The sequence below is a fragment of the Pseudomonas taiwanensis DSM 21245 genome, from assembly GCF_000425785.1.
Classification (GTDB): Bacteria; Pseudomonadota; Gammaproteobacteria; order Pseudomonadales; family Pseudomonadaceae; genus Aquipseudomonas; species Aquipseudomonas taiwanensis.
In genome coordinates, this window is record NZ_KE384450.1 from 258,226 (window position 1) to 280,996 (window position 22,771).

Annotated in this window: 22 protein-coding genes and 2 pseudogenes; 8 read left to right on the plus strand and 16 right to left on the minus strand. The window is 63.0% G+C overall.

Annotation, left to right across the window (positions count from 1 at the left end):
* Positions 1–8 precede the first annotated feature (8 nt).
* The 5 genes from H620_RS0120095 (at position 9) to H620_RS0120115 (ending at position 7,099) form a co-directional block, all read left to right on the plus strand.
* On the plus strand, positions 9–1,739 hold the full coding sequence (locus H620_RS0120095) for a glucan biosynthesis protein G (protein WP_209439668.1): 1,731 nt from the start codon (positions 9–11) through the stop codon (positions 1,737–1,739).
* A complete protein-coding gene (gene mdoH, locus H620_RS0120100; RefSeq protein ID WP_023378304.1) occupies positions 1,732–4,305 on the plus strand; it encodes a glucans biosynthesis glucosyltransferase MdoH in 2,574 nt (857 codons plus the stop codon). Before H620_RS0120095 ends, mdoH begins: the two co-directional genes overlap by 8 nt.
* A 230-nt stretch (positions 4,306–4,535) precedes the next feature.
* On the plus strand, positions 4,536–5,333 hold the full coding sequence (locus tag H620_RS0120105) for a transporter substrate-binding domain-containing protein (protein ID WP_027907935.1): 798 nt from the start codon (positions 4,536–4,538) through the stop codon (positions 5,331–5,333).
* 76 nt (positions 5,334–5,409) lie between these two features.
* Positions 5,410–6,372 (plus strand): amino acid ABC transporter permease, encoded by a 963-nt coding sequence (locus H620_RS0120110; protein ID WP_027907936.1) that lies wholly within the window; start codon positions 5,410–5,412, stop codon positions 6,370–6,372.
* Positions 6,365–7,099, plus strand: a complete 735-nt coding sequence (locus tag H620_RS0120115) for an amino acid ABC transporter ATP-binding protein (protein WP_023378307.1) — start codon at positions 6,365–6,367, stop codon at positions 7,097–7,099. Before H620_RS0120110 ends, H620_RS0120115 begins: the two co-directional genes overlap by 8 nt.
* A 254-nt stretch (positions 7,100–7,353) precedes the next feature.
* Here H620_RS0120115 and H620_RS27900 read toward each other — a convergent pair whose 3' ends face one another.
* From H620_RS27900 to ubiE, 13 genes and pseudogenes are all read right to left on the minus strand, one after another.
* Positions 7,354–8,247, minus strand: coding sequence for a methyl-accepting chemotaxis protein (locus H620_RS27900; RefSeq protein ID WP_412458210.1), 894 nt, complete (start codon positions 8,245–8,247; stop codon positions 7,354–7,356).
* Positions 8,248–8,256: 9 nt separating this feature from the next.
* Positions 8,257–9,297: pseudogene (locus H620_RS27905) on the minus strand (methyl-accepting chemotaxis protein); the annotation flags it as partial.
* Between the two features lie 199 nt (positions 9,298–9,496).
* The gene (locus H620_RS27910) at positions 9,497–10,369 is read right to left on the minus strand and encodes a methyl-accepting chemotaxis protein (RefSeq protein WP_409288179.1); all 873 of its coding nucleotides are present in this window, start codon (positions 10,367–10,369) and stop codon (positions 9,497–9,499) included.
* A pseudogene (locus tag H620_RS27915) lies at positions 10,352–11,413 on the minus strand (methyl-accepting chemotaxis protein); the annotation flags it as partial. The pseudogene H620_RS27915 and the gene H620_RS27910, both read right to left, overlap by 18 nt.
* A 102-nt stretch (positions 11,414–11,515) precedes the next feature.
* Positions 11,516–12,223 (minus strand): 16S rRNA (uracil(1498)-N(3))-methyltransferase, encoded by a 708-nt coding sequence (locus H620_RS0120130; RefSeq protein WP_023378310.1) that lies wholly within the window; start codon positions 12,221–12,223, stop codon positions 11,516–11,518.
* The gene (tatC, locus tag H620_RS0120135) at positions 12,220–13,008 is read right to left on the minus strand and encodes a twin-arginine translocase subunit TatC (protein ID WP_023378311.1); all 789 of its coding nucleotides are present in this window, start codon (positions 13,006–13,008) and stop codon (positions 12,220–12,222) included. Before tatC ends, H620_RS0120130 begins: the two co-directional genes overlap by 4 nt.
* Positions 13,005–13,376 carry a Sec-independent protein translocase protein TatB gene (tatB, locus tag H620_RS0120140; RefSeq protein ID WP_023378312.1) on the minus strand — a complete coding sequence of 124 codons (372 nt, stop codon included), beginning with the start codon at positions 13,374–13,376 and terminating at the stop codon, positions 13,005–13,007. The genes tatC and tatB overlap by 4 nt, the downstream gene beginning before the upstream one ends.
* A gap of 3 nt (positions 13,377–13,379) precedes the next feature.
* Positions 13,380–13,652 carry a twin-arginine translocase TatA/TatE family subunit gene (locus tag H620_RS0120145; protein ID WP_023378313.1) on the minus strand — a complete coding sequence of 91 codons (273 nt, stop codon included), beginning with the start codon at positions 13,650–13,652 and terminating at the stop codon, positions 13,380–13,382.
* A gap of 167 nt (positions 13,653–13,819) precedes the next feature.
* Complete coding sequence (locus tag H620_RS0120150; protein WP_023378314.1) at positions 13,820–14,155, minus strand: phosphoribosyl-ATP diphosphatase; 336 nt, start codon at positions 14,153–14,155, stop codon at positions 13,820–13,822.
* A 1-nt stretch (position 14,156) separates the two neighbouring features.
* Complete coding sequence (gene hisI, locus H620_RS0120155) at positions 14,157–14,549, minus strand: phosphoribosyl-AMP cyclohydrolase (protein ID WP_023378315.1); 393 nt, start codon at positions 14,547–14,549, stop codon at positions 14,157–14,159.
* Between the two features lie 73 nt (positions 14,550–14,622).
* On the minus strand, positions 14,623–16,242 hold the full coding sequence (gene ubiB / locus H620_RS0120160) for a ubiquinone biosynthesis regulatory protein kinase UbiB (protein ID WP_023378316.1): 1,620 nt from the start codon (positions 16,240–16,242) through the stop codon (positions 14,623–14,625).
* Positions 16,239–16,862 (minus strand): ubiquinone biosynthesis accessory factor UbiJ, encoded by a 624-nt coding sequence (locus H620_RS0120165; protein ID WP_027907938.1) that lies wholly within the window; start codon positions 16,860–16,862, stop codon positions 16,239–16,241. The genes ubiB and H620_RS0120165 overlap by 4 nt, the downstream gene beginning before the upstream one ends.
* Positions 16,862–17,632: a bifunctional demethylmenaquinone methyltransferase/2-methoxy-6-polyprenyl-1,4-benzoquinol methylase UbiE gene (gene ubiE, locus H620_RS0120170; RefSeq protein ID WP_023378318.1), complete on the minus strand. Its 771-nt coding sequence runs from the start codon at positions 17,630–17,632 to the stop codon at positions 16,862–16,864. The genes H620_RS0120165 and ubiE overlap by 1 nt, the downstream gene beginning before the upstream one ends.
* A 123-nt stretch (positions 17,633–17,755) precedes the next feature.
* On the opposite strand from ubiE, the gene H620_RS0120175 reads away from it, so the two are divergent.
* The 3 genes from H620_RS0120175 to H620_RS0120185 all read left to right on the plus strand — a co-directional run bounded on the left by H620_RS0120175 (position 17,756) and on the right by H620_RS0120185 (position 19,390).
* Positions 17,756–18,031, plus strand: a complete 276-nt coding sequence (locus H620_RS0120175) for a polyhydroxyalkanoic acid system family protein (protein ID WP_023378319.1) — start codon at positions 17,756–17,758, stop codon at positions 18,029–18,031.
* 140 nt (positions 18,032–18,171) lie between these two features.
* On the plus strand, positions 18,172–18,591 hold the full coding sequence (locus H620_RS0120180; RefSeq protein WP_023378320.1) for a phasin family protein: 420 nt from the start codon (positions 18,172–18,174) through the stop codon (positions 18,589–18,591).
* A 10-nt stretch (positions 18,592–18,601) separates the two neighbouring features.
* Positions 18,602–19,390, plus strand: coding sequence for a phasin family protein (locus H620_RS0120185; RefSeq protein ID WP_023378321.1), 789 nt, complete (start codon positions 18,602–18,604; stop codon positions 19,388–19,390).
* 92 nt (positions 19,391–19,482) lie between these two features.
* Here the strand turns inward: H620_RS0120185 and H620_RS0120190 are convergent, their stop codons facing one another.
* From H620_RS0120190 to phaZ, 3 genes are all read right to left on the minus strand, one after another.
* Positions 19,483–20,097 carry a TetR/AcrR family transcriptional regulator gene (locus tag H620_RS0120190; protein ID WP_023378322.1) on the minus strand — a complete coding sequence of 205 codons (615 nt, stop codon included), beginning with the start codon at positions 20,095–20,097 and terminating at the stop codon, positions 19,483–19,485.
* A gap of 13 nt (positions 20,098–20,110) precedes the next feature.
* Complete coding sequence (phaC, locus tag H620_RS0120195; protein WP_023378323.1) at positions 20,111–21,793, minus strand: class II poly(R)-hydroxyalkanoic acid synthase; 1,683 nt, start codon at positions 21,791–21,793, stop codon at positions 20,111–20,113.
* Between the two features lie 65 nt (positions 21,794–21,858).
* Positions 21,859–22,710, minus strand: a complete 852-nt coding sequence (phaZ, locus tag H620_RS0120200; protein ID WP_023378324.1) for a poly(3-hydroxyalkanoate) depolymerase — start codon at positions 22,708–22,710, stop codon at positions 21,859–21,861.
* Between the last annotated feature and the right edge of the window lie 61 nt (positions 22,711–22,771).

A 22,771-nucleotide genomic window follows, 5' to 3' on the forward strand; every position in this document is an offset into this window, starting at 1 on the left:
GGTTGCTCGTGATTGTTAGTCCCCATAATGCATCAAGAATCCCCGGCAATCGGTTGCGCAAGGCTCTGATGGCCAGCGTGGCGCTGGTTGGCCTGATGAGCGCGGGCCAGCTGTGGGCATTCAATCTTGACGATGTTGCAGCCAAGGCAAAGGATCTGGCCGGCCAGAAGTACGAAGCACCGAAAAGCAACCTGCCTGCGGTTTTCCGCGACATGAAGTTCGCCGACTACCAGAAGATTCGCTTCCTGCAGGAGAAAGCGGAGTGGGCCACGGACAAGACCCCCTTCAAGCTGTCCTTCTATCACCAGGGCATGCACTTCGACACCCCGGTGAAGATCAACGAAGTCACCGCCACCAAGGTCGAGGAAATCAAGTACGACCCGAGCCGCTTCGAGTTCGGTGACGTCCCGCATGACCCGGAAACCACCAAGAACCTGGGCTACGCCGGTTTCCGCGTGCTGTACCCGATCAACAAGGCCGACAAGCAGGACGAGATCATGACCCTGCTTGGTGCCAGCTACTTCCGCGTTGTGGGCAAGGGCCACGTGTACGGCCTGTCGGCCCGTGGCCTTGCCATCGACACCGCGCTGCCGTCGGGCGAGGAGTTCCCGCGCTTCACCGAATTCTGGGTCGAGAAGCCGAAGCCTGCCGACAAGCACCTGGTGATCTACGCCCTGCTCGACTCGCCACGCTCCACTGGCGCCTACAAGCTGACCCTGCGTCCGGGCACCGACACCATCGTCGACGTCAAGTCGCGTGTGTTCCTGCGTGACCAGGTCAGCCGCCTGGGCATCGCGCCGCTGACCAGCATGTTCCTGTTCGGCCCGAACCAGCCGTCGAAGGTCCTGAACTACCGTCCGGCCCTGCACGACTCCGAAGGCCTGGCCATCCATGCCGGCAACGGCGAGTGGCTGTGGCGCCCGCTGAACAACCCGAAACACCTGGCTGTGAGCAACTTCAGCATCGAGAACCCGCGTGGTTTCGGTCTGATGCAGCGTCAGCGCGCGTTCAGCGACTATGAAGACCTCGACGACAACTACCAGAAGCGCCCAAGCGCCTGGATCGAGCCCAAGGGTGACTGGGGCAAGGGTACCGTCGATCTGGTCGAGATCCCGACCGCTGACGAGACCAACGACAATATCGTGGCGTTCTGGAGCCCGGAAAAGCTGCCCGAGCCAGGTAAGCCGTTCGAGTACGACTACCGCCTGCACTGGACCATCGACGATGCCAAGTTCCAGGCCCCTGAGTTGGGCTGGGTCAAGCAGACCCTGCGCTCCACGGGCGATGTCAAGCAGTCCAACCTGATCCGTCAGCCTGACGGCAGCGTGGCCTTCCTGGTCGACTTCGCCGGCCCGGCGCTGGCCAGCTTGCCGGAAGATACCCCGGTGCGTAGCCAGATCAGCGTTGGCGACAACGCCGAGGTGGTCGAAAACAACCTGCGTTACAACCCCGAGACCAAGGGCTGGCGCCTGACCCTGCGCTTGAAGGTCAAGGAAGCCAACAAATCCACCGAAATGCGCGCGGCATTGGTACGCGACGTTCCGGTCGAGCCGGCCAAGGATGCCAAGCAGGACAAGGCTGCCGCCAAGCATGCCAAGGCTGAGAAGGCCGCCAAGACCGAACAGCCAGCCAAGGCCGAACAACCTGCCGCCGATGCGGCGTCCACCAACGGGACCCCGGCCACCACCGAAAAAGTGCTGACCGAGACCTGGAGCTATCAGTTGCCTGCCGATGAGTAACTCAAGCGCACGGCCAGAGTCGCTTCGCGAATACCTGGCCCATCTACCACTGAGCGACGAGCAGCGTGCGGAACTCGCCAGCTGCACATCGTTCAGTGAGCTGCACCAACGTCTGGCGGCCAAACCGGCCGCCGACCCAACCGAGGCCGTGCAGGCCTCGGTCGGCCCGCGCCTGACCGTGGGCAGCGCCGCCGAGCTGGAAGACGCCGAGATGCTCAGCGTCGACGGCAGCGGCCGCCTGTGCCTGAAGATCGCCCCGCCGATCAAACGCACCAAGGTGGTGCCCGAGCCGTGGCGTACCAACGTACTGATTCGCATGTGGCGGCGCATGACCGGCCGCACCAACGCGCCGCAGCCGCCCAAGCGCGAGCTGCCGCCTGCGCGCTGGCGCACCGTGGGCTCGATTCGCCGCTACATCCTGCTGGCCTTGATGATCGGCCAGACCATCGTAGCCGGCTGGTACATGAAGGGCATCCTGCCTTACCAGGGCTGGTCGTTCGTCGACTTCGACGAAGTCGTGCAGCAACCGCTCTGGGATACCGTGGTGCAGGTTTGGCCCTATGCGCTGCAGACGTCCATCCTGATCCTCTTCGGCATTCTGTTCTGCTGGGTATCGGCAGGCTTCTGGACCGCGTTGATGGGCTTCCTCGAGTTGCTCACCGGGCGTGACAAGTACAAGATTTCGGGCAGCAGCGCTGGCAACGAGCCGATTGCCCCCGAAGCGCGCACCGCTCTGGTGATGCCAATCTGCAACGAAGACGTGCCGCGGGTGTTCGCCGGTCTGCGCGCCACCTTCGAGTCGGTGGCCGCCAGCGGTAACCTCGACCGCTTCGACTTCTTCGTGCTCAGCGACACCAACGACACCGACATCGCCGTCGCCGAACAGCAGGCCTGGCTGGACGTATGCCGCGAAACCAAGGGTTTCGGCCGCATCTTCTACCGCCGTCGCCGTCGCCGCGTGAAGCGCAAGAGCGGCAACCTCGACGACTTCTGCCGTCGTTGGGGTGGCGACTACAAGTACATGGTCGTGCTCGACGCCGACAGCGTCATGAGCGGCGAGTGCCTGAGCAGCCTGGTGCGCCTGATGGAGGCCAACCCCGACGCCGGCATCATCCAGACCGGGCCGAAAGCCTCGGGCATGGACACCCTGTATGCACGTCTGCAGCAGTTCGCCACCCGTGTATACGGCCCGCTGTTCACCGCCGGCCTGCACTTCTGGCAGCTGGGCGAGTCGCACTATTGGGGCCATAACGCGATCATCCGCATGAAGCCGTTCATCGAGCACTGCGCCCTGGCGCCGTTGCCCGGCAAGGGCGCCTTCGCCGGTGCGATCCTGTCCCATGACTTCGTCGAAGCCGCGTTGATGCGCCGCGCCGGTTGGGGCGTATGGATCGCCTACGATCTGCCGGGTAGCTACGAAGAGCTGCCGCCGAACCTGCTCGACGAGCTCAAGCGTGACCGTCGCTGGTGCCACGGCAACCTGATGAACTTCCGCCTGTTCCTGGTCAAGGGTATGCACCCGGTCCACCGCGCGGTGTTCCTCACCGGCGTGATGTCGTACCTGTCGGCGCCGTTGTGGTTCCTGTTCCTGGTGCTGTCGACGGCATTGTTGGCGACCAACACGCTGATGGAACCGCAGTATTTCATCGAGCCGTACCAACTCTACCCGCTGTGGCCGCAGTGGCACCCGGAGAAGGCTGTTGCGCTGTTCTCCACCACCATCGTGCTGCTGTTCCTGCCCAAGCTGCTCAGCGTCATCCTGATCTGGGCCAAGGGCGCCACCGAGTACGGCGGTCGCATCAAGGTCACCCTGTCGATGCTGATGGAGATGCTGTTCTCGATGCTGCTTGCCCCGGTGCGGATGATCTTCCATACCCGCTTCGTGCTGGCCGCCTTCCTTGGCTGGGCCGCGACCTGGAACTCGCCGCAGCGTGACGACGACTCCACCCCATGGAGCGAGGCGGTGCGCCGCCATGGCCCGCAGACTTTGCTGGGTATCGCCTGGGCGGCGCTGGTTGCTTGGCTGAACCCCAGCTTCCTGTGGTGGCTGGCGCCGATCGTCGGCTCGCTGGTGCTGTCGATTCCGGTTTCGGTGATCTCCAGCCGTACGCGCCTGGGCCTGGCGGCCAAGGACGAGAAGCTGTTCCTCATCCCTGAGGAATACGCGACGCCACAGGAACTGCTGGCGACCGACCAGTACACCCATGAAAACCGCTGGCACGCCCTGCACGATGGCTTCGTGCGCGCGGTGGTCGACCCACGGCAGAACGCCCTGGCTTGCGCCATGGCCACGGCCCGTCACGGGCAGGCTGCGCCGATCGAGGCGTTGCGTGCCGAGCGTGTGGCCAAGGCGATGGAGGTCGGGCCCAAAGGACTGGATCTCACTACCCGCCTGGCCCTGCTGAGCGACCCGGTGGCGCTCACCCGCCTGCACGAGCAGGTGTGGGCCGAGCACAACGCAGCGTGGATCGACGTGTGGCGTGCTTCGATCAAGAACGACCCGCATTCGCCGCTGTTGCCGCTGCACCCGGAGAACGAAGGCCAGCCGGCGCTGGTCGGCGCCTGATCGGGCCTCTTCGCGGGTGAGCCGCTCCCACAGGGTATTCAACGTCCCTGCAGGAGCGGGTTACCCGCGAAGCGTTTCGGGCCCCACCGATTTTGGCCAACAAAGTCCCCCCCGGCTCTAGGTCCCAGAGCCGCCATGCGTTAGCATCCTTCTCCGATATTCCGCATAGGCCTGTAAGGCCGTGCCAACAATAAGATTCGATTATTTTCTTGCTAGGGGACCTGGTGATGATCAAGAAATACCTCTCGCGACTGCTGGTCGGTGTCACCGCCCTGGTCGCCGTGACGGCGGCCCAGGCTGGCGCCATCGATGACGCGGTCAAGCGTGGCACCCTGCGTGTGGGCATGGACCCCACCTACATGCCGTTCCAGATGACCAACAAGCGCGGCGAAATCATTGGTTTCGAAGTCGATATCCTCAAGGCCATGGCCAAGTCCATGGGCGTCAAGCTGGAGACGGTCTCCACCGCCTATGACGGGATCATCCCGGCCCTGCTGACCGACAAGTTCGACATGATCGGCAGCGGTATGACCCTGACCCAGGAACGTAACCTGCGCCTGAACTTCAGCGAACCCTTCATTGTCGTGGGCCAGACCCTGCTGATCCGCAAGGAGTTGGCGGGCGAGATCAAGTCGTACAAAGACCTGAACAACGAGAAGTACCGCATTACCTCCAAGCTTGGCACCACCGGTGAGATGGTCGCCAAGAAGTTGATCAGCAAAGCCAAGTACCACGGCTACGACAACGAGCAGGAAGCGGTGATGGACGTGGTCAACGGCAAGGCCGACGCCTTCGTCTATGACGCGCCTTACAACGTGGTTGCGGTGGAGAAGGCCGGCGCTGGCAAGCTGCTGTTCCTCGACGAGCCCTTCACCTACGAGCCACTGGCTTTCGGCCTGAAGAAAGGCGACTACGACAGCATCAATTTCATCAACAACTTCCTGCACCAGATCAAGCATGACGGGACCTACGATCGTATTCACGACAAGTGGTTCAAGAACAAGGACTGGCTGAAGGAAATGGAATAAGGCCAGGCCACAAGCCCAGGCTTTGACCCCGACGCGCAGGCAAACCCTGCGCGTTCGCATTTACGGAAGTACCCTCGTGATCAAACACAAGAAAGCCCAGTGGCCCTGGCATGCGCTGACCGCGCTGGTCCTGGTGGGCCTGGCGTTCAGCCTGTACCTGGCCACCTCGATGATTTCCTACGAGTGGCGCTGGAACCGCGTGCCGCAATACTTCGCCTACCAGGCCGAAGAAGCCCAGCGCGCCGCCAGCTACGGCACGGTCCAGGACATCGTCGTTTCCGGTGACACCGCGCGTGTCACGCTCAAGGACGAAAACGGCGACCAGCAGGTGCTCGACGTGGCCAAGGACAGCCTGCAACTGAGCCGCGGTGACGATGTCTCCGAAGGCGATCAGATCGGTGTGACCCGTCACTGGGCAGCCGGTCCTCTGGCGTGGGGCTTGTGGACCACGCTGTGGATTTCTGTGGTTTCCGGGGCACTTGGCCTGGTGATCGGCTTGTTTGCCGGATTGTGCCGGCTTTCCAGCAACCCGACCCTGCGCGACCTTTCGACGGTCTATGTCGAGTTGGTGCGCGGTACGCCGCTGTTGGTGCAGATCTTCATCTTCTACTTCTTCATCGGTACGGTGCTCAACCTGTCCCGCGAATTCGCCGGGGTGGCGGCCCTGGCGCTGTTCACCGGCGCCTACGTCGCCGAAATCGTCCGTGCCGGCGTACAGTCGATCGCCAAAGGCCAGAACGAAGCTGCGCGCTCGCTGGGCCTGAACGCCAGCCAGTCGATGCGTCACGTGATCCTGCCTCAGGCATTCAAGCGCGTGCTGCCGCCCTTGGCCGGGCAGTTCATCAGCCTGGTCAAGGACACCTCGCTGGTTTCGGTGATCGCCATCACCGAACTGACCAAGAGTGGCCGCGAGGCCATTACCACCTCGTTCTCGACCTTCGAGATCTGGTTCTGCGTGGCAGGCCTTTACCTGCTGATCAACCTGCCGCTGTCGCACCTGGCCAGCCGGCTCGAGCGGAGGCTTGCGCAAAGTGATTGAAGTTCGTGACCTGTTGAAAGTCTTCGACACGCGTGGCCAAGTGGTGCGCGCGGTGGACAAGGTGACCACGCACGTGGCCAAGGGCGAAGTGGTGGTGGTGCTGGGCCCTTCGGGGTCGGGCAAGTCGACCTTCCTGCGTTGCCTCAACGGCCTGGAGCACTTCGACGACGGCCACGTGGCCATCGACGGCCTGCAGCTGGACGACCCGAAGACCGACATCAACGCCTACCGCCGTGAAGTCGGCATGGTGTTCCAGCATTTCAACCTGTTCCCGCACATGACCGTGCTCGAGAACCTGTGCCTTGCCCAGAAAGTCGTGCGCAAGCGTGGCAAGGCCGAGCGCGAGGCCAAGGCCCGGGCATTGCTGGAGAAGGTCGGGATCGCGCAGAAAGCCAACGAGTATCCGTCCCGGCTCTCGGGCGGCCAGCAGCAGCGGGTGGCGATTGCCCGGGCGTTGGCCATGGAGCCCAAAGTGATGCTGTTCGACGAACCGACCTCGGCGCTTGACCCGGAAATGGTCGGTGAAGTTCTCGATGTCATGAAGACCCTGGCCCAGGAGGGCATGACGATGGTCTGCGTGACCCACGAGATGGGCTTTGCCCGGGAAGTGGCGGATCGGGTGCTGTTCTTCGATCACGGCAAGCTGCTGGAAGATTCGTCGCCAGCGGAGTTCTTCGCATCGCCTAAGGACCCACGGGCACAGGCGTTTCTGCGGCAGGTGCTGTAACTGCGGGGCGCGTGATGCAGGTCATGCGCTTGCCGGGGGTGCTTCAGCGTTTATCCGACCAAGCGCCGCCCTCGCGGCGCATGGCGAGCGAGGCTCCTACGTTCGTTTCTGGCCAATTGACAGAGGCGCGCGCAGTTCGCGCAGGGAAAACTGGCCCGAAACAGCCGTAGGAGCGAGCCTCGCTCGCGATGCGCCGCGCGAGCGGCGCTCGATTCACGCAACACCTCAAGACTCAAGACCGGCGCCGCAACCTCTCAAAGGCTGAACCGCCCCACCATCCCCCTCAGCTGTCGCCCCAACTGCTCCAGCTCACCACTGGACGCTGCGGTCTGCTCGCTCGCCGTACTGGTCTGGTCCGACGCATCGCGGACGTTGATCACGCTGCGGTTGATCTGCTCGGCCACCACGCTCTGTTCTTCGCTGGCCGTGGCGATCTGCTGATTCATGCCCTGGATACTCGAGACGGTATCGGTGATTTGACTCAACGCACAACCTGCCTTGCGACTCAACTCGACGCTTTGCTCGGTCAGGAGCTTGCTGCTGTCGAGCAGTGTGGTGACCTCATCGGTCCCGCTGTGCAGGTTCTCGATCAGTTGCTCGATTTCTTCGGTCGATTGCTGGGTGCGCTGGGCTAATCCGCGCACTTCGTCGGCGACCACGGCAAAACCGCGACCGGCCTCCCCAGCGCGGGCCGCCTCGATGGCCGCGTTCAGCGCGAGCAGGTTGGTTTGCTCGGAAACCGACTTGATCACATCGAGAATGCTGCCGATCCGCTCGCTTTCTCCGGCAAGGTGCTGCATGGCGGCCAGGCAGCGGTCCATTTGCCCCGCCAGTTGCTCGATGCGACCAATGGCTTGCGCCACCACCTGATCGCCCAGCTGTGCCTGGTGATCGGCGTTGGTGGCCGCCAGCGAGGCCTGTTCGGCATTCTGTGCCACCTCTTGCACGGTCGCGCTCATCTGGTTCATGGCCGTGGCCACCTGGTCGGTTTCCTCGCGTTGCTGATTGATCCGTTGCTTGGTGTCTTCGCTGCTGGCAGCCAGCTGTGTCGCGGCCTGGGACAGGTGGCTGACGCCCTGGTCGATACCGCCGATCAGCTCACGGAGGCTGATGGTCATCTCGCGCATGCTCGCTTGGAGTTGCCCCATTTCGTCGCGCCGTTGTACTGGCTCCAGTTGACTGAGGTCGCCACGGGCGATGCGTGCAGCCAAGGCCAGGGTCTGGCGCAGGGGTTGGGTGATCTGCAAGGTGATCAACCAGCCGGCCACCACGCCCACCACCAAAGCCAGCATGGCGACGCTAGTAAGCAGCGAACGGGCCGCCAGAGCCTCGCTGTCTCGCTGCTCGATCTTTCTCTGGCTCAGTTCCAGACTGGTGGCGCCCAGCTCATCGCCCATTGTTTCCATGCGCTCCTGCAGTTGCTCGACAGCCAGGGCAGCGTTGCGGTATTCGTTCAAGCTGGTCCGGTACTTGGCCAGTTCGACGCCGGGCTGCTCTCTCAATGCGCGGGATAGCCCTAGGGGAGCAAGGCCGACAAGCAACTGGGCGAGGCCTTTGTCGGCCGCATCCAGTGCTGAGTCCCCGACCTTGGCGAAGTCACTGAGCGGCGAGAAGGTGTAGGCCGGCATCTGGCTCTGCTGGTTGGCCCCATCTATGTGCCGGCCAAGCGTGTCCATCAGCCCCAGTACGCTTGCTTGCTGGCTGTCGGCAGGCATTTTCAGCAAGGCCTGGGTCTGTAGCTCGTCGATTACCTCGCTGAGTGTCTGCTCCTGCATCGCCATGGCCTGGCGTAGCGTCTGGCGGCTCTCGACCGTGCGTTGCAGGGTGGCGAAATCCTCGCGCAGACGCTGCAACTGCTGCAGCTTCTGCGTGAGCATCTGGCGTGAGGCATCCACGCCACTGCGCTGATGCAGGGTGGTCAGCATGCTTTCGAGTTGTTCGAGTATCTGCCCGATGCGGGCCTTGCTGGTGTCGTCGCTGAGGACACGGTAGGTAATGCGCTCGGCGCGCAGGTCCTTGACCAGGTCGTTGATCAGGCCGATTTCACTGAGCTGTTCCGAGCGCTCGATGGCGCCGTCCAAGGCGGTCCAGCCGGTGACGGTGGTGGTCAGGGTAAGCAGCAGGACCACGGCGAAGCCCATGGCGAGCTTCGCGGCGACGCTGATGTTGCCGAGCTTGCGATTGAGGTAGCCGAACATGTTGAGTCTCCGTGCGATTGAGAGGGGGATGAGGGCGCATTGCCAGCATCACACCTCTGCCAATCGGCAGCGGAGCTGTAGGACTTGACCTGAAAATCAGGTAGGAAATTTCACCGCAGCATGCAAGAAAATTCTGCCTGTACTGGCCTCCGCACGGGACTACCCCCGAAGAGGCCAGTACAGGCGCCCCCCGGGCAGCCTAGAGCCTGAACCGCCCCACCAACCCTTGCAGGTGCGTACCCAGGCGTGCCAGTTCCACGCTGGAGCTGGCTGTTTCCTCGCTCGCCGCCGAGGTCTGGTCGGAGATGTCCCGCACATTCATCACGCTGCGGTTGATCTCCTCGGCCACGGCGCTTTGCTGCTCGGCAGCCGTGGCGATTTGCTGGTTCATCGCCTGGATCGACGACACGGTGCGGGTGATGGTCTCGAGCGAGCTGCCGGCACGGCGGGTCAGTTCGACACTGCTGTCGGTGAGTCCGCGGCTGCTGTCCATGACGTTGGCCACGCGCTCGGTGCCACTTTGCAGGCCGGCGATCAGCTCTTCGATCTCTTCGGTCGACTGCTGAGTGCGCTGGGCAAGGCTGCGTACCTCGTCAGCGACCACGGCGAATCCGCGCCCGGCTTCGCCTGCGCGGGCCGCTTCGATGGCGGCGTTCAGGGCCAGCAAATTGGTCTGCTGTGCCACCGACTTGATCACGTCCAGCACGCTGCCGATCTTGTCGCTCTCGGCCTTCAACTGGTTCATGGCTTCGCTGGAATTGACCACCTCGTTGGCCAGACGCTCGATCTGGGCAATGGCTTCGCCGACCACCCGATCACCCTCACGGGCCTGCTGGTCGGCCATGACTGCCGCTTCCGACGCCTGCTCGGCGTTACGCGCCACTTCGTGAACAGTGGCCGACATTTCGTTCATGGCCGTCGCAACCTGGTCGGTCTCGACCTTCTGGTTGCTGACCCCGGCGCTGGTCTGTTCCGTGACAGCCGACAGCTCCTCGGCGGCACTGGCGATCTGGGTGACGCCGTCGCCTATACCGCCGATCAGCTCTCGCAGGCTCTTGGTCATGCGCTGCATGGTCGCTTGCAGTTGGCCAAGCTCGTCGCGGCGATCGACCGGCAGATCGTGGCGCAGGTCTCCATCGGCCACGCGCTCGGCGGCGGTCAGCGTATTGCGCAGCGGAATGATGATTTGACGGGTGATGACCCAGGCGGCCAGCACGCCCAACAGCAGAGCCAGGCCCGTTGCGGCGGCCAGCATCATCTTGGCCTGGCGAGTGCCGGCATTACGCACGTCAGTCTGCGAAACCGTCATTGCCTGGCTGGCCTGCAGCAACACCGTGCCTTGCTCAGCCATGCGTTGCAGGGCCTGTTCGCTGGCCGCCTGGGCAGTACCGAACTGGCTGACCGCATCGCGGTAGCCCGCCAGCGCGGTGGCTGCGTCGTCGAGGCTGGAGGCGTGTTCGGCGCCCACTTTGGCAGGCAGTGCCTTGAGTTCGGCCATGGCCTGGTCGATAGCTTGCAGAGCGGTCTGCTGGAAGTCGGCATTGCCGCTGTAGGTGTAGCCCCGTACCTGGAAGCGCGCTTGCTGCAGCAGGGCGCTGACTTCAACGGCGTACTGGTACTGGTTGATGTCGCCGCCTTGCAGCAGGCGCTGCTGGACCTTGCCGATCAGGTCGGCAGCCTTGTCGGCACTGTCACCCAGCACGCTGCGGCTGGCTTCGCGGCGTTGGCTGGACTGCTTGAGCTGGTTGAAAGCCTGCTGGTACTGGCGAACGGCTTCCTGTTGTTGTTCCAGGCGCTGGCGATCGACTGGCTGTTCGATCTGGCCGAGCATCAGTTGCACCTGGCGCTCCAGGTTCGTCAGGGACTTTTCCAGCTCGCCGATGGAGGTCTCATCACGTTTGCGCTCATAGTGCTGGCGCGCGATGCGTAGTTCCTGGGTGTACTGGTAGATCACGGAAATATTGCCTAGCTTGTCGCCACGGTCGATGACGCTGTCCAGGCCTTTCCAACCGGTCAGCGTGATAGCCAGGGTCAGCAGCAGCACCAGCCCGAACCCCAGCCCCAATTTGCGATTGACGCTCATATTTCCCAGCGATTGGGCAAACCAACGGTACATGATCGACTCCCCGGTTAACTCGCAACACGGATTATTGTTGTGTTGTTAAACCATCGGCCTGCGCGGAGGAAACTTGATGGGCAGAAATATCTGACTTAACTGTCAGAATATTCGCGATAACAGTGCAGTGACGGCAGTTTCGACTCGCAGGATGCGGTCACCCAGTTGCACAGGTGTCAGCCCGGCCTTGCCCAAGAGCTCGATTTCATAGGGAATCCAGCCGCCTTCAGGGCCGATGGCCAGTGTCACGGGGCCTTCGACAGCGCGTGGGCACGCCGGGTAAGGGCCAGGATGACCGACCAGGCCAAGGGTGTTTTCGACGATGGCTGGCAGGCGGTCTTCGACGAACGGCTTGAAGCGCTTCTCGATGATGATCTCGGGCAGCACCGTGTCGCGGGCCTGCTCAAGGCCGAGGATGAGGTTTTCGCGGATGCTGTCGGGGTGCAGGAAAGGCGTTTGCCAGAAGCTTTTCTCGACCTTGTAGCTGTTGACCAGGACCAACCGGGGCACGCCAAGGGTGGCAACGGTCTGGAACAGCCGGCGCAGCATCTTCGGCCGTGGCACGGCCAGCACCAGGGTCAATGGCAGCTTGGCCGGTGGCGGCTGGTCGAAGCTGACGTCCAGCTCCGCCTGGTGTTTCTCCAGGCGGACCACTGTCGCTTTGCCCATCAGGCCACCGATACGTCCGACGCGCAGGGTATCCCCCACCGCGACCCGGTGGATCTCCTGCATGTGGGTGAAACGGCGGTCGGCCAGGACGACGCGGTCGGCCGAAACGAAGTCGGCCTCCTCCAGTAACAGCAGGTTCACGATTGCGTCGCTGGCGGTTGGTCGTTGTGGTCGTCTGCGGCTTCGTTCTCGTGGCCGCGTTTACGGATCAGGCTGCCACACAGCACGCCGATCTCGAACAGCAGCCACATGGGGACCGCCAGCAAGGTCTGGGAGAAGATATCCGGTGGCGTCAGGACCATGCCGACCACGAAGCAGCCGATGATCACGTAGGGGCGGATCTTCTTCAGGTACTTCACGTCGACCACGCCGATCCACACCAGCAGCACCACGGCCACTGGGATCTCGAAGGCGACGCCGAAGGCGAAGAACAGCGTCATGACGAAATCCAGGTAACTGGCAATGTCCGTCATCATCGACACGCCTTCCGGCGTGGCGCTGGCGAAGAAACCGAAGATCAGCGGGAACACCAGGAAATAGGCGAAGGCCATGCCGGCATAGAACAGCAGGATGCTCGACACCAGCAATGGGATAGCGATGCGCTTTTCATGGCGGTACAGCCCTGGCGCGATGAAGCCCCAGATCTGCTGGAGGATGAACGGGATCGCCAGGAACAGCGAGACGATCATGGTCAGTTTGAACGGCGTCAGGAACGGCGAAGCCACGTCGGTGGCGATCATCGTCGCATTGGCTGGCAGGTGTTCGCGCAGCGGGGCCGAGACCAGGGTGTAGATCTGCTGGGCGAACGAGAACAGCCCGGCAAAGATCAGGAAGATGACCGCCACGCAGCGCAGCAGGCGGGTACGCAGTTCAGTCAGGTGCGAAACCAGCGGCATCGGCTGGTCGTGTTCCGGATTTTCGCTCATGGGGCTCGCGGCGGTTGGGGCTGTTCGGACGTTTCCGGCGCACCGCCGGAGGTTACAGGCGTTGTCGCGGCTGCGGCGGGCGGTTGGCCAGGCGCGGCGGTCGGCGGCTGAGCGGGCGGCGTCTGTGGGTTGAGGATGCGCCGTGCTTCCTGCTCCATCTGCAGGATGTGCTCGTTGTGCAGCTGGCGGCGGATGTCGTCGGCGCCGATTTCACGCTCGACTTCCATCTTGATGCTGTTGAAGCTGCGCTTGAGGCGGCCGATCCACAGCCCAGCGGTACGGGCGGCGCCGGGCAAGCGCTCGGGTCCGAGCACCAGCAGGGCAACCAGGCCGACGAGCAGCAACTCGCTGAAGCTGATGCCGAACATGGGTCAGTCTTTCCGTTGCGGCTCTTGGACCGGCTGGGCCTGGCCCTCGATGGTCTGGCCCTGAGCTTGTTGCGGCGCGCTTTGCACCGGCGGCACGGGTTGGGCTGGGGGAGGCGTCTGTTCGGCTGGCTTGTTCTCTTCTTCGTTCATGGCCTTGCGAAAGCCCTTGATCGACTCGCCAAGGTCGCTGCCGAAGTTCTTCAGCTTCTTGGTGCCGAAGACCAGGACTACGACGACCAGCAGGACAATCCAGTGTTTCCAGTCAAAAATACCCATTTCGTACTCCTGAAATTTACAGGTACAGCGAAATTGTCTGGCAGCGCGGTCCCTGTGGGAGCGGTTTCACCCGCGAACACCGGCTAAGCCGGGCGATGCACCGCGTTGCACTCTTCGCGGGTAAACCCGCCCCCACGATAGGCGCGCCAAGCGCCCTCGAAAACGTATCAGGCAGAAGGCTGACGCGCGGCCTTCTCGTCATGCCCGGAAAGACCGAAACGGCGCTCCAGCTCATCGAGCACCGCTTGCGGATGCTGGCCCAGCGCACTGAGCATCACCAGGCTATGAAACCACAAGTCGGCGGTTTCATAGATGACATCGCTGTAATCCTTGCTGACGGCAGCATCCTTTGCAGCGATGATGGTTTCGACGGACTCTTCGCCAAGTTTCTCAAGGATCTTGTTCAGGCCCTTGTGGTACAGGCTGGCCACGTAAGAGCTGTCGGGGGCCGCTTGCTTGCGTTGCTCAAGCACTTCGGCCAGGCGGTTCAGGGTGTCGCTCATGTCAGTGTCCTGCGCTGTAGATGGCGTGCGGGTCCTTCAGGACCGGGTCGACGGTTTTCCACTGGCCGTCTTCGTAGACGCGGTAGAAGCAGCTTTCGCGTCCGGTATGGCAGGCGATATGGCCCAGTTGCTCGACCATCAGGATGATCACATCGGCATCGCAGTCCAGGCGCATTTCGTGCAGCTTTTGCACATGGCCCGACTCCTCGCCCTTGCGCCACAGCTTGCCACGTGAGCGCGACCAGTAGATAGCGCGTTGTTCGGCGGCGGTCAGGGCCAGCGATTCGCGGTTCATCCAGGCCATCATCAGCACGCGTCCGGTCTTATGGTCCTGGGCGATTGCCGGTACCAGGCCATCGCTGTTCCACTTGATCTCGTCCAGCCAGTCTTTCATCGTCGACTCCAAAACCGGGCCCGCGCCTGTGCCGAGCCCTTTGCGCTAGTGTGCCAGCCAGCCACGCTGCTGGCTATTGGCGCACGATCAGGTAAAGCCCCGCGGCCAGCATCAACCAGGCCGGCCAGGCGACAGGGGCGGCCAGGCTGGCAGTCTCGGCAGCGCCCACCGCCAACACCGCGCCACCGCCGAGCAGTCCCGCACCGAGCAGGCGCAGCGCCCAGCGGTCGCCCTGGCGACGACGCTCCGGCAACTGCGGATCGTGCAGGTGCGGTTGTGACAGGCGTTCGAGCAAGTCGCGGGTCATGTCGGCCAGGTGCGGCAGTTGCTCGACCTGGCTGTGCAGGTTGCCCAGAACCGCCTTGGGGCTCATGCGCTCGCGCATCCAACGCTCCAGGTACGGCTTGGCGGTGCTCCACAGGTCCAGGTCCGGGTACAGCTGACGGCCCAAGCCCTCGATGTTGAGCAAGGTCTTCTGCAGCAGCACCAGTTGCGGTTGCACTTCCATGTTGAAGCGCCGTGCGGTCTGGAACAGGCGCATCAGTACCTGGCCGAAGGAAATGTCCTTGAGTGGCTTCTCGAAGATCGGTTCGCATACGGTGCGGATAGCTGCTTCGAACTCATTGACCTTGGTGTGCGCCGGTACCCACCCAGAGTCGATGTGCAATTGCGCGACACGGCGGTAGTCACGCTTGAAGAAGGCGATCAGGTTGCGCGCCAGGTAGTCCTGGTCCTCGGCGGTGAGGCTGCCGACGATGCCGCAGTCGATGGCAATGTACTGCGGGCTCCACGGCTTGACCGTGCTGACGAAGATGTTGCCTGGGTGCATGTCGGCATGGAAGAAACTGTCGCGGAACACCTGGGTGAAGAACACCTCGACACCCCGTTCGGCCAGCATCTTCATGTCGGTACGCTGGTCGGCCAAGGTCACCATGTCGGTCACCGGTACGCCATAGATGCGCTCCATCACCAGCACCTTCGGGCGGCACAGGTCCCAGTAGACCTGGGGCACGTACATCAGCTCCGAGCCCTCGAAATTACGCCGCAACTGGCTGGCATTGGCCGCCTCGCGGAGCAGGTCGAGCTCGTCGTAGATGGTTTTTTCGTAATCGCTGACCACTTCCACCGGGTGCAGGCGGCGCGCATCGGCCGACACCCGTTCGGCGCCCTTGGCGATCAGGAACAGCCACGCCAGGTCCTGGGCAATCACCGGCTTGAGGCCGGGGCGTACCACTTTGACCACCACCTCTTCGCCGGTTTTCAAGCGCGCGGCGTGCACCTGGGCCACCGATGCCGAGGCCAGGGGCTCGACATCGAAGCGACTGAACACATCGCTGACCCGGGCGCCCAGTTGCTCTTCGATCAGGGCCACGGCCTTTTTCGGGTCGAAGGGCGGGACACGGTCCTGCAGCAACATCAGCTCGTCGGCGATGTCGGTGGGCAGCAGGTCGCGGCGGGTGGAGAGCAACTGGCCGAACTTGATGAAGATCGGCCCCAGGTCTTGCAAGGCCAGGCGCAGGCGCGCACCACGGCTGAGCTCGGAAGGCTTGCGCGGCAGCCAGCGCCAAGGCATCAGCAGGCGCAGGCTCATCAGCCACCAGGGCAGGGGCAGGTCGAACAGCAGGTCATCGAGGCGGTAGCGGATCACGACGCGCTGGATGCGCAACAGACGGCGGACGGCAAGCAGCTTCATGCTTTATCGCTGGTATCAAGGGTTCGGGAAAGGCGCTGGAGGCGCGCCTCGAGGCGTTCGATGTCGACTTTAAGGGCGTCGAGCTCGCTGAAGGCGGCTTCGGCTTCGCGCTTGCCCACGAGGGTGCGCGACTCTTCGGCCAGGTACTCGGACAGGTTCTGGCTGAAGCGGGTCAGGCCTTGGCGGGTCCAGCGCGCGCGCAGACGAAGGTGGCCTGCGAGCAGCGAGGTGGCCACTGGTCCCAGCCAGCGCGACAGCTCGAACTCCCAGTCCAGTTCCAGGTCCTGCAGCACCCCGACCAGGTCGAGCAGCACGGCACTGTCACCATGCAATTCGACCTGTGGGCTGTGCAGCACGGCGTTCTTGTCTTTGGCCAGAGCCAGTTGGGCCAGGCTGCCCGCCGGGGCGCGAAGGCTGCAGTCGACCTCGCCCTCCCAGTGGGCTGCGAGCATCAGGCCTTCCTCGTCCGGCAGGATGAATACCTGCAGGGCGGGTTGGCGACAGTCGATTTCGATGACCTTGCCTTCCAGCGCAGCCAGCCGCGGCAGGGCGGTGCTGTCCATGCGCAGGACGCGGTTCAGGCCATGTTCGACGCTGGCGAGCAGCCCGGCCAGCAACATCAGGGCTTGATTCCCCGGTGCACGGCAACGATACCGCTGGTCATGTTGTGGTAGGTGACGCGGTCGAAACCGGCATCGACCATCATGGCCTTCAGGGTTTCCTGGTCGGGGTGCATGCGGATCGACTCGGCCAGGTAGCGATAGCTCTCCGAGTCGTTGGTGATCAGCTTGCCGGCCAGTGGCATGAAGGCGAACGAGTAGGCGTCGTAGGCCTTGGACATCAGCTTGTTGGTCGGCTTGGAGAACTCCAGTACCAACAGGCGACCACCGGGCTTGAGCACGCGCAGCATCGAACGCAGGGCTTCGTCCTTGTGGGTGACGTTACGCAGACCAAAGGCAATGGTCACGCAGTCGAAGTGGTTGTCGGGGAACGGCAGCTTCTCGGCATCGGCCTGGACGAACTCGATGTTGCCGGCAACACCACGGTCGAGCAGGCGGTCGCGGCCGACCTTGAGCATCGATTCGTTGATGTCGGCGAGCACCACCTGGCCGGTAGGGCCCACGAGACGGGAAAACTTGGCCGCCAGATCGCCGGTCCCGCCAGCGATGTCCAGCACGCGGTTGCCGCTGCGCACGCCCGACAGCTCGATGGTGAAGCGCTTCCACAGGCGGTGCATGCCGCCGGACAACACATCGTTCATCAAGTCGTACTTGGCCGCCACCGAGTGGAACACCTCGGCGACCTTCTTCGCTTTTTGGCTTTCAGGCACGTCCTGGTAGCCGAAATGGGTGGTGGGTTCGGCGTGTTCGCCTTTGCGCTGGTCGTTCATATCGCTTCACCGGAAAAAATTACCGCCATTCTAGGGCGAACGGGCGGATTTGTCTTGGCGGGGTGTGCCTGGGGGAGGGGACGGGCATAATGGCGAGCATGTCTCATATCCAGGATCGTCCCCATGACCCAGATCAGCGTTGAACGCAAGCACTCCCTCGGCCGCGAAGCCGCCCGCGCCAAGGCCCAAGCGCTGGTGGAAAAGCTGTCCCGCGAATACGACCTCAAGGCCAACTGGAACGGTGACCGCGTCGATGTGACGCGCAGCGGCGCCAATGGCAGCGTCCATATCGGCGAGGACACCATTCGGGTCGAACTGAAGCTGGGCATGATGCTGTCGATCATGGGCAGCACCATCAAAAGCGAGATCGAGCGGGCGCTGGACAAGGCGTTGGCCTGATTCCACGGCCAGGGCGGTGCCCTCGCCAGTACCACCGCCCCACCTTAGGGTGAAGATTCTAATTTCACCCCCTACCTTATGCTCAAGCCCACCCCCCATGGGCTCATCCTCCCTCCACTCATGAGCATGAGGTACAGAGCATGGCCAAAGTGAACGTGAAGAAAAAGGACGAAGTCCTGGGTACCTTGGGCGAGGTACGCGGCTACGCACGCAAGATCTGGCTGGCGGGCATCGGCGCTTACGCCCGTGTCGGCCAGGAAGGCTCCGATTACTTCAAGGAGCTGGTAAAAGCCGGTGAAGGCGTCGAGAAACGTGGCAAGAAGCGCATCGACAAAGAGCTCGATGCCGCCAACAGCCACATCGACGAGGCCACCGAGGAAGTGAGTCGCGTACGTGGCAAAGTCGAAGTTCAACTCGACAAAATCGAAAAGGCCTTCGACGCACGCGTCGGTCGCGCCTTGAATCGCCTCGGCATTCCGTCTAAACATGACGTTGAGGCGCTGTCCATCAAGCTTGAACAGCTTCATGAGCTGCTCGAGCGCGTCGCGCACAAACCATAAGGAGAGCAGGATGGCTGGCAAGAAGAGTACCGACAAAGAAAGCAGCTCCTGGATCGGCGGGATCGAAAAGTACTCCCGCAAGATCTGGCTGGCAGGCCTGGGTATCTATTCGAAGATCGACCAGGATGGCCCCAAGCTGTTCGACTCGCTGGTGAAGGACGGCGAGAAGGCTGAGAAGCAGGCCAAGAAGACCGCTGAAGACGTGGCGGAAAGCGCCAAGTCCACCACCACCTCGCGTGTGTCCGGCGTCAAGGACCGTGCCTTGGGCAAGTGGAGCGAGCTCGAGGAAGCCTTCGACAAGCGCCTGAACAGTGCCATCTCGCGTCTGGGCGTGCCGAGCCGCAACGAGATCAAGGCCCTGCACCAGCAGGTGGACAGTCTGACCAAGCAGATCGAGAAACTGACTGGTGCGTCCGTCACCCCGATCTCCTCCCGTAGCGCGGCCAGCAAGGCTTCCGCAACCAAGACAGCGGCCAAACCGTTGGCCAAGGCTGCTGCCAAGCCTGCGGCGAAAACCGTAGCTGCCAAACCCGCCGCCAAGACCGCTGCAGCCAAACCAGCAGCTGCCAAGCCAGCAGCAGCCAAGCCAGCAGCGAAGCCGGCTACCAAGCCTGCGGCCACCAAGCCTGCTGCCGCGAAGAAACCGGCAGCGAAGAAGGCCCCGGCCAAACCGGCCGCCGCTAAGCCAGCAGCACCCGCTGCGAGCGCTGCTCCGGCCGCTACCGCCGCTCCGGCGCCTGCTGCCACTGCGGCCAGCAGCACGCCGTCGGCGCCGCTGAGCGTGGTCGGCCAGGCCTGATACCGCGCCGTGCCATCGCCGGCAAGCCAGCGCCTACACCTGAACCGTAGGAGCCGGCTTGCCAGCGATCGCGTCAACCCTTGTGCTCGCTTTCATCCTTCCAGATACCGCACCGCCAACTGTTCCGCCGCCACGCGCGCGGGTGGCTGCAGATGCGGCGCCACTAGCATCATCACCTGGTAGACCACGATCCCCACATCGCCTTCCCGGCCTAGTACCCGCTGGTAATCCAGCGAACACATCAAGGTCAGGGTGATCTGTTCCACCAGTTGCCCCAGCGCCTGCGTTTCGCTGACGACCTGCCCCTGGGCCTTGAGGCTGGCCAGCAAGGCAGCGAGCGTGCGCTTGAGGGCATTGATCAGGCTGCGGATGCCACGGGCCAGCTTCGGCAGGCGTCCGATCAGATTCGACAAGTCTTGGAACAGAAACCGGTACTGGGCCATGCGCTCGACGATCAGGTGCAGGAACAGCCAATAGTCCTCGGCGTCCAGACGTACATCCAGCGGAGGATCGAGCAGCGGCAGCAGTTCCTCTTCGAAGCGCTCGAACAACCCAATCACCAGTGGCTCCTTGCCATGGAAGTGGTAGTACAGGTTGCCGGGACTGATGCCCAGTTCGTTGGCGATCTCAAGGGTCGAGACATTGGGTTCGCCCTGCTGGTTGAACAACTGCAGGGCGCATTCGAGGATACGGTCGCGGGTCTTCATCCGGTCAAGGTGCTCAGCGTGCCAGTACGTAGCTGCCTGGCGCGGGGCCCAGCGGTGGATAGGTGCTGTTGCCTAGCTCCAGGCGCGGGGCCTTGAGCGGGCCGGAACGCGGTGTGATCCATTCCAGCCACAGCGGCCACCAGCTGCCATCGCTGCGCTTGGCGTCATGGAACCAGGCGCGAGGGTCGCTGGAGAGCTTTGGGTTGTCCAGGTAGTAGGACTTGGGGTTGCCAGGCGGGTTGATGATGCTCTGGATGTGCCCGCTGTTGGCCAGCACGAAGCGCCGCTCGCCCCCCAGCAGCAACGCCGATCGGTACACCGCGTCCCACGGGGTGATGTGGTCGTTGCTGCCAGCCACGGTAAAACTGTCGAGATCGACCTGCTTGAGGTCGATGGGCGTGCCACACACTTCCAGCCCCGCAGGGTGGGTCAGTGGATTGTGTTTGAAGAAGTCCAGCAGGTCGCCATGCAGCGCGGCGGGTAGGCGCGTGCTGTCGGCGTTCCAGTAGAGGATGTCGAAGGCCGGTGGGGCCTTGCCGAGCAGATAGTTGTTGACCCAGTAGTTCCAGATCAGGTCGTTGGGCCGCATCCAGGCGAAGATCCGCGCTACCTCGGCGCCATCGAGGACGCCACGTTGGTACGAGCGGCGTTTGGCTGCCTCGATGGTCTGCTCGTCTGCGAACAGGCTGGCCGGGCTGTCGAACTTGCTGTCGAGCAGGCTGACCAGGTAAGTCGCGCTGCGTACCCGGCGCAACTGATGCTTGGCTTGCAGGTGGCCCTGCAACGCCGCCATGGTCAGGCCACCCGCGCAGGCGCCCATCAGGTTGGGGTCACGGTTGCCGCTGATACTGCGGCAGGCATTGAGCGCTTCTTCGACGGCCTGGACGTAGGTGGACAGCCCCCATTCGCGGTGGCGTGGGTCGGGGTTGCGCCAGCTGATCATGAATACCTGCAGACCATTCTTGAGCATGTACTGGACGAAGCTGTTGGTCGGCCCCAGGTCGAAGATGTAGAACTTGTTGATCTGCGGCGGCACCACCAGTAGTGGCCGTGCATGCTGCTTCTCGCTCATTGGCTTGTACTGGATCAGCTCCAGCAGCTCATTGCGAAACACCACTGCGCCCGGGGTCGAAGCCAGGTTGCCGCCGACTTCGAAGGCGCGTTCGTCGACCTGGCGTGGCAGACCGTCGTTGTGGCGCAGGTCGTCGAGCAGGTGGGACACGCCCCTTAACAGGCTTTGGCCGCCAGTATTGAGCAGTTCTTTCACCGCCAGCGGGTTGAGCAGCGAGTTGCTTGGCGCCAGGGCATCGTTGATCAAGGTGAACAGAAACTGCGCGCGAGCCCGGTCGTCATCGGACAGTGAACTGTCTTCGATCCAGAGGCGGGTTTGCTTCTGCCAGGCCAGGTAGGCTTGCAGGCCACGACTGTAGAGCGGATTCTGGCTCCAGGTCGGATCGCTGAAGCGGTTATCGCGGGGGTTGGGCTGGTTGGGCGTATCGCCGAGCATCACCCGTCCCAGCTGGCCACCCAAGGCCAGCAGGTGGCGTGCGGTATGCAGCGGGTTGCGCAGGCCATGGCGCCCGACATGGCGCAGGGTGGAAATCAGGTCGCGACCACGCAGGCCGACGATGGCGCTCTGCACGTTCATGCTGCTCACGGGAGCGTGGATCGTCCCTCTTTCCGGTTTCTCTTTCATGTCAACACTCCCTCGTTGAACCGTTCTCACCTTCACGCCGTACAAACAAGAGCGCAGCGCGCTGCTCAGCCACCAGAGGCGGGCCGAGGGTGCATGACTGCCCGTTGGCGTTCTTCGTGGAGGAACTTCATGATGATCGGGGCCACGGCTTCTGCCCGTGTAATCAGGAACAGGTGGCCATCGTCGATTATGTGTAGCTCGGCGTTGGGAATTCGCCAGGCCAGCAAACGCATGTTGATCAGCGGGATCAGTGGGTCGTCGTCGCCTGCCAGTACCAGCGTGGGCTGGCTGATCTTGTGCAGCCAGTGAATGCTGGTCCAGCCAAGCCCCGCGAACAGTTGCCAGTAGTAGCCCATCTTGCCGCCGGAGCGAACCTTGGCGGCATGGTGCATGGCCAGTTCAGGGTCGCGGCGAAAACCGCCGCCGTAGATCAACGGTGCGATGCGGATTACATGGGAAGGCTGCACGTAGCGCCGGGGACTGGCCATCATCCACAACACCTTGGGCTTGCCTGGCACCATCACCGCGCCCGCGGCAGTCGCCGCCAGCACCAGTTTCTTGCAGCGCTCGGGGTAGTCATGAGCGAATTGCTGGGCAAGCGCTCCGCCCCAGGACACTCCGATGACGTTGACTTGGCCATAGTCGAGGTAGTCGAGCATGCGTGCGGTAAGCTTGGCCAAGCCGGGAAAGCGATAGGGGTGGCGTGGGGTCGACGAACCCCCGACGCCGGGCACATCGAAGGCGATGACTTCCAGGTCTGGGTCCAGGGCCTCGATGAACGGAAACACCAGTTCCAGGTTGGCACCGATGCCATTGAATATCAGCAACGGCGTCAAGTGCGGCTTGCCTGGTCGGACGGCGGTGCGGATGGACTGGTTGTCCAGCTCGACAGTCCTGAATATGTAAGGTTGCGGCATGCGCGTGACTCTGTGGTGAAAGTAGCGCCGTGGCTCACCGCTCGGTGGCCACGGCTGTGCA

Excerpts from the sequence above, each read along its gene's own strand:
- mdoH (WP_023378304.1), top strand. The coding sequence starts at position 1,732 with ATGAGTAACTCAAGCGCACGGCCAGAGTCGCTTCGCGAATACCTGGCC.
- H620_RS27900 (WP_412458210.1), bottom strand. The coding sequence starts at position 8,247 with ATGGGGCAACTCCAAGCGAGCATGCGCGAGATGACCATCAGCCTCCGT.
- H620_RS27910 (WP_409288179.1), bottom strand. The coding sequence starts at position 10,369 with ATGCAGCGCATGACCAAGAGCCTGCGAGAGCTGATCGGCGGTATAGGC.
- tatC (WP_023378311.1), bottom strand. The coding sequence starts at position 13,008 with ATGAGCGAAAATCCGGAACACGACCAGCCGATGCCGCTGGTTTCGCAC.
- tatB (WP_023378312.1), bottom strand. The coding sequence starts at position 13,376 with ATGTTCGGCATCAGCTTCAGCGAGTTGCTGCTCGTCGGCCTGGTTGCC.
- H620_RS0120145 (WP_023378313.1), bottom strand. The coding sequence starts at position 13,652 with ATGGGTATTTTTGACTGGAAACACTGGATTGTCCTGCTGGTCGTCGTA.
- H620_RS0120150 (WP_023378314.1), bottom strand. The coding sequence starts at position 14,155 with ATGAGCGACACCCTGAACCGCCTGGCCGAAGTGCTTGAGCAACGCAAG.
- hisI (WP_023378315.1), bottom strand. The coding sequence starts at position 14,549 with ATGAAAGACTGGCTGGACGAGATCAAGTGGAACAGCGATGGCCTGGTA.
- ubiB (WP_023378316.1), bottom strand. The coding sequence starts at position 16,242 with ATGAAGCTGCTTGCCGTCCGCCGTCTGTTGCGCATCCAGCGCGTCGTG.
- H620_RS0120165 (WP_027907938.1), bottom strand. The coding sequence starts at position 16,862 with ATGTTGCTGGCCGGGCTGCTCGCCAGCGTCGAACATGGCCTGAACCGC.
- ubiE (WP_023378318.1), bottom strand. The coding sequence starts at position 17,632 with ATGAACGACCAGCGCAAAGGCGAACACGCCGAACCCACCACCCATTTC.
- H620_RS0120175 (WP_023378319.1), top strand. The coding sequence starts at position 17,756 with ATGACCCAGATCAGCGTTGAACGCAAGCACTCCCTCGGCCGCGAAGCC.
- H620_RS0120180 (WP_023378320.1), top strand. The coding sequence starts at position 18,172 with ATGGCCAAAGTGAACGTGAAGAAAAAGGACGAAGTCCTGGGTACCTTG.
- H620_RS0120185 (WP_023378321.1), top strand. The coding sequence starts at position 18,602 with ATGGCTGGCAAGAAGAGTACCGACAAAGAAAGCAGCTCCTGGATCGGC.
- H620_RS0120190 (WP_023378322.1), bottom strand. The coding sequence starts at position 20,097 with ATGAAGACCCGCGACCGTATCCTCGAATGCGCCCTGCAGTTGTTCAAC.
- phaC (WP_023378323.1), bottom strand. The coding sequence starts at position 21,793 with ATGAAAGAGAAACCGGAAAGAGGGACGATCCACGCTCCCGTGAGCAGC.
- phaZ (WP_023378324.1), bottom strand. The coding sequence starts at position 22,710 with ATGCCGCAACCTTACATATTCAGGACTGTCGAGCTGGACAACCAGTCC.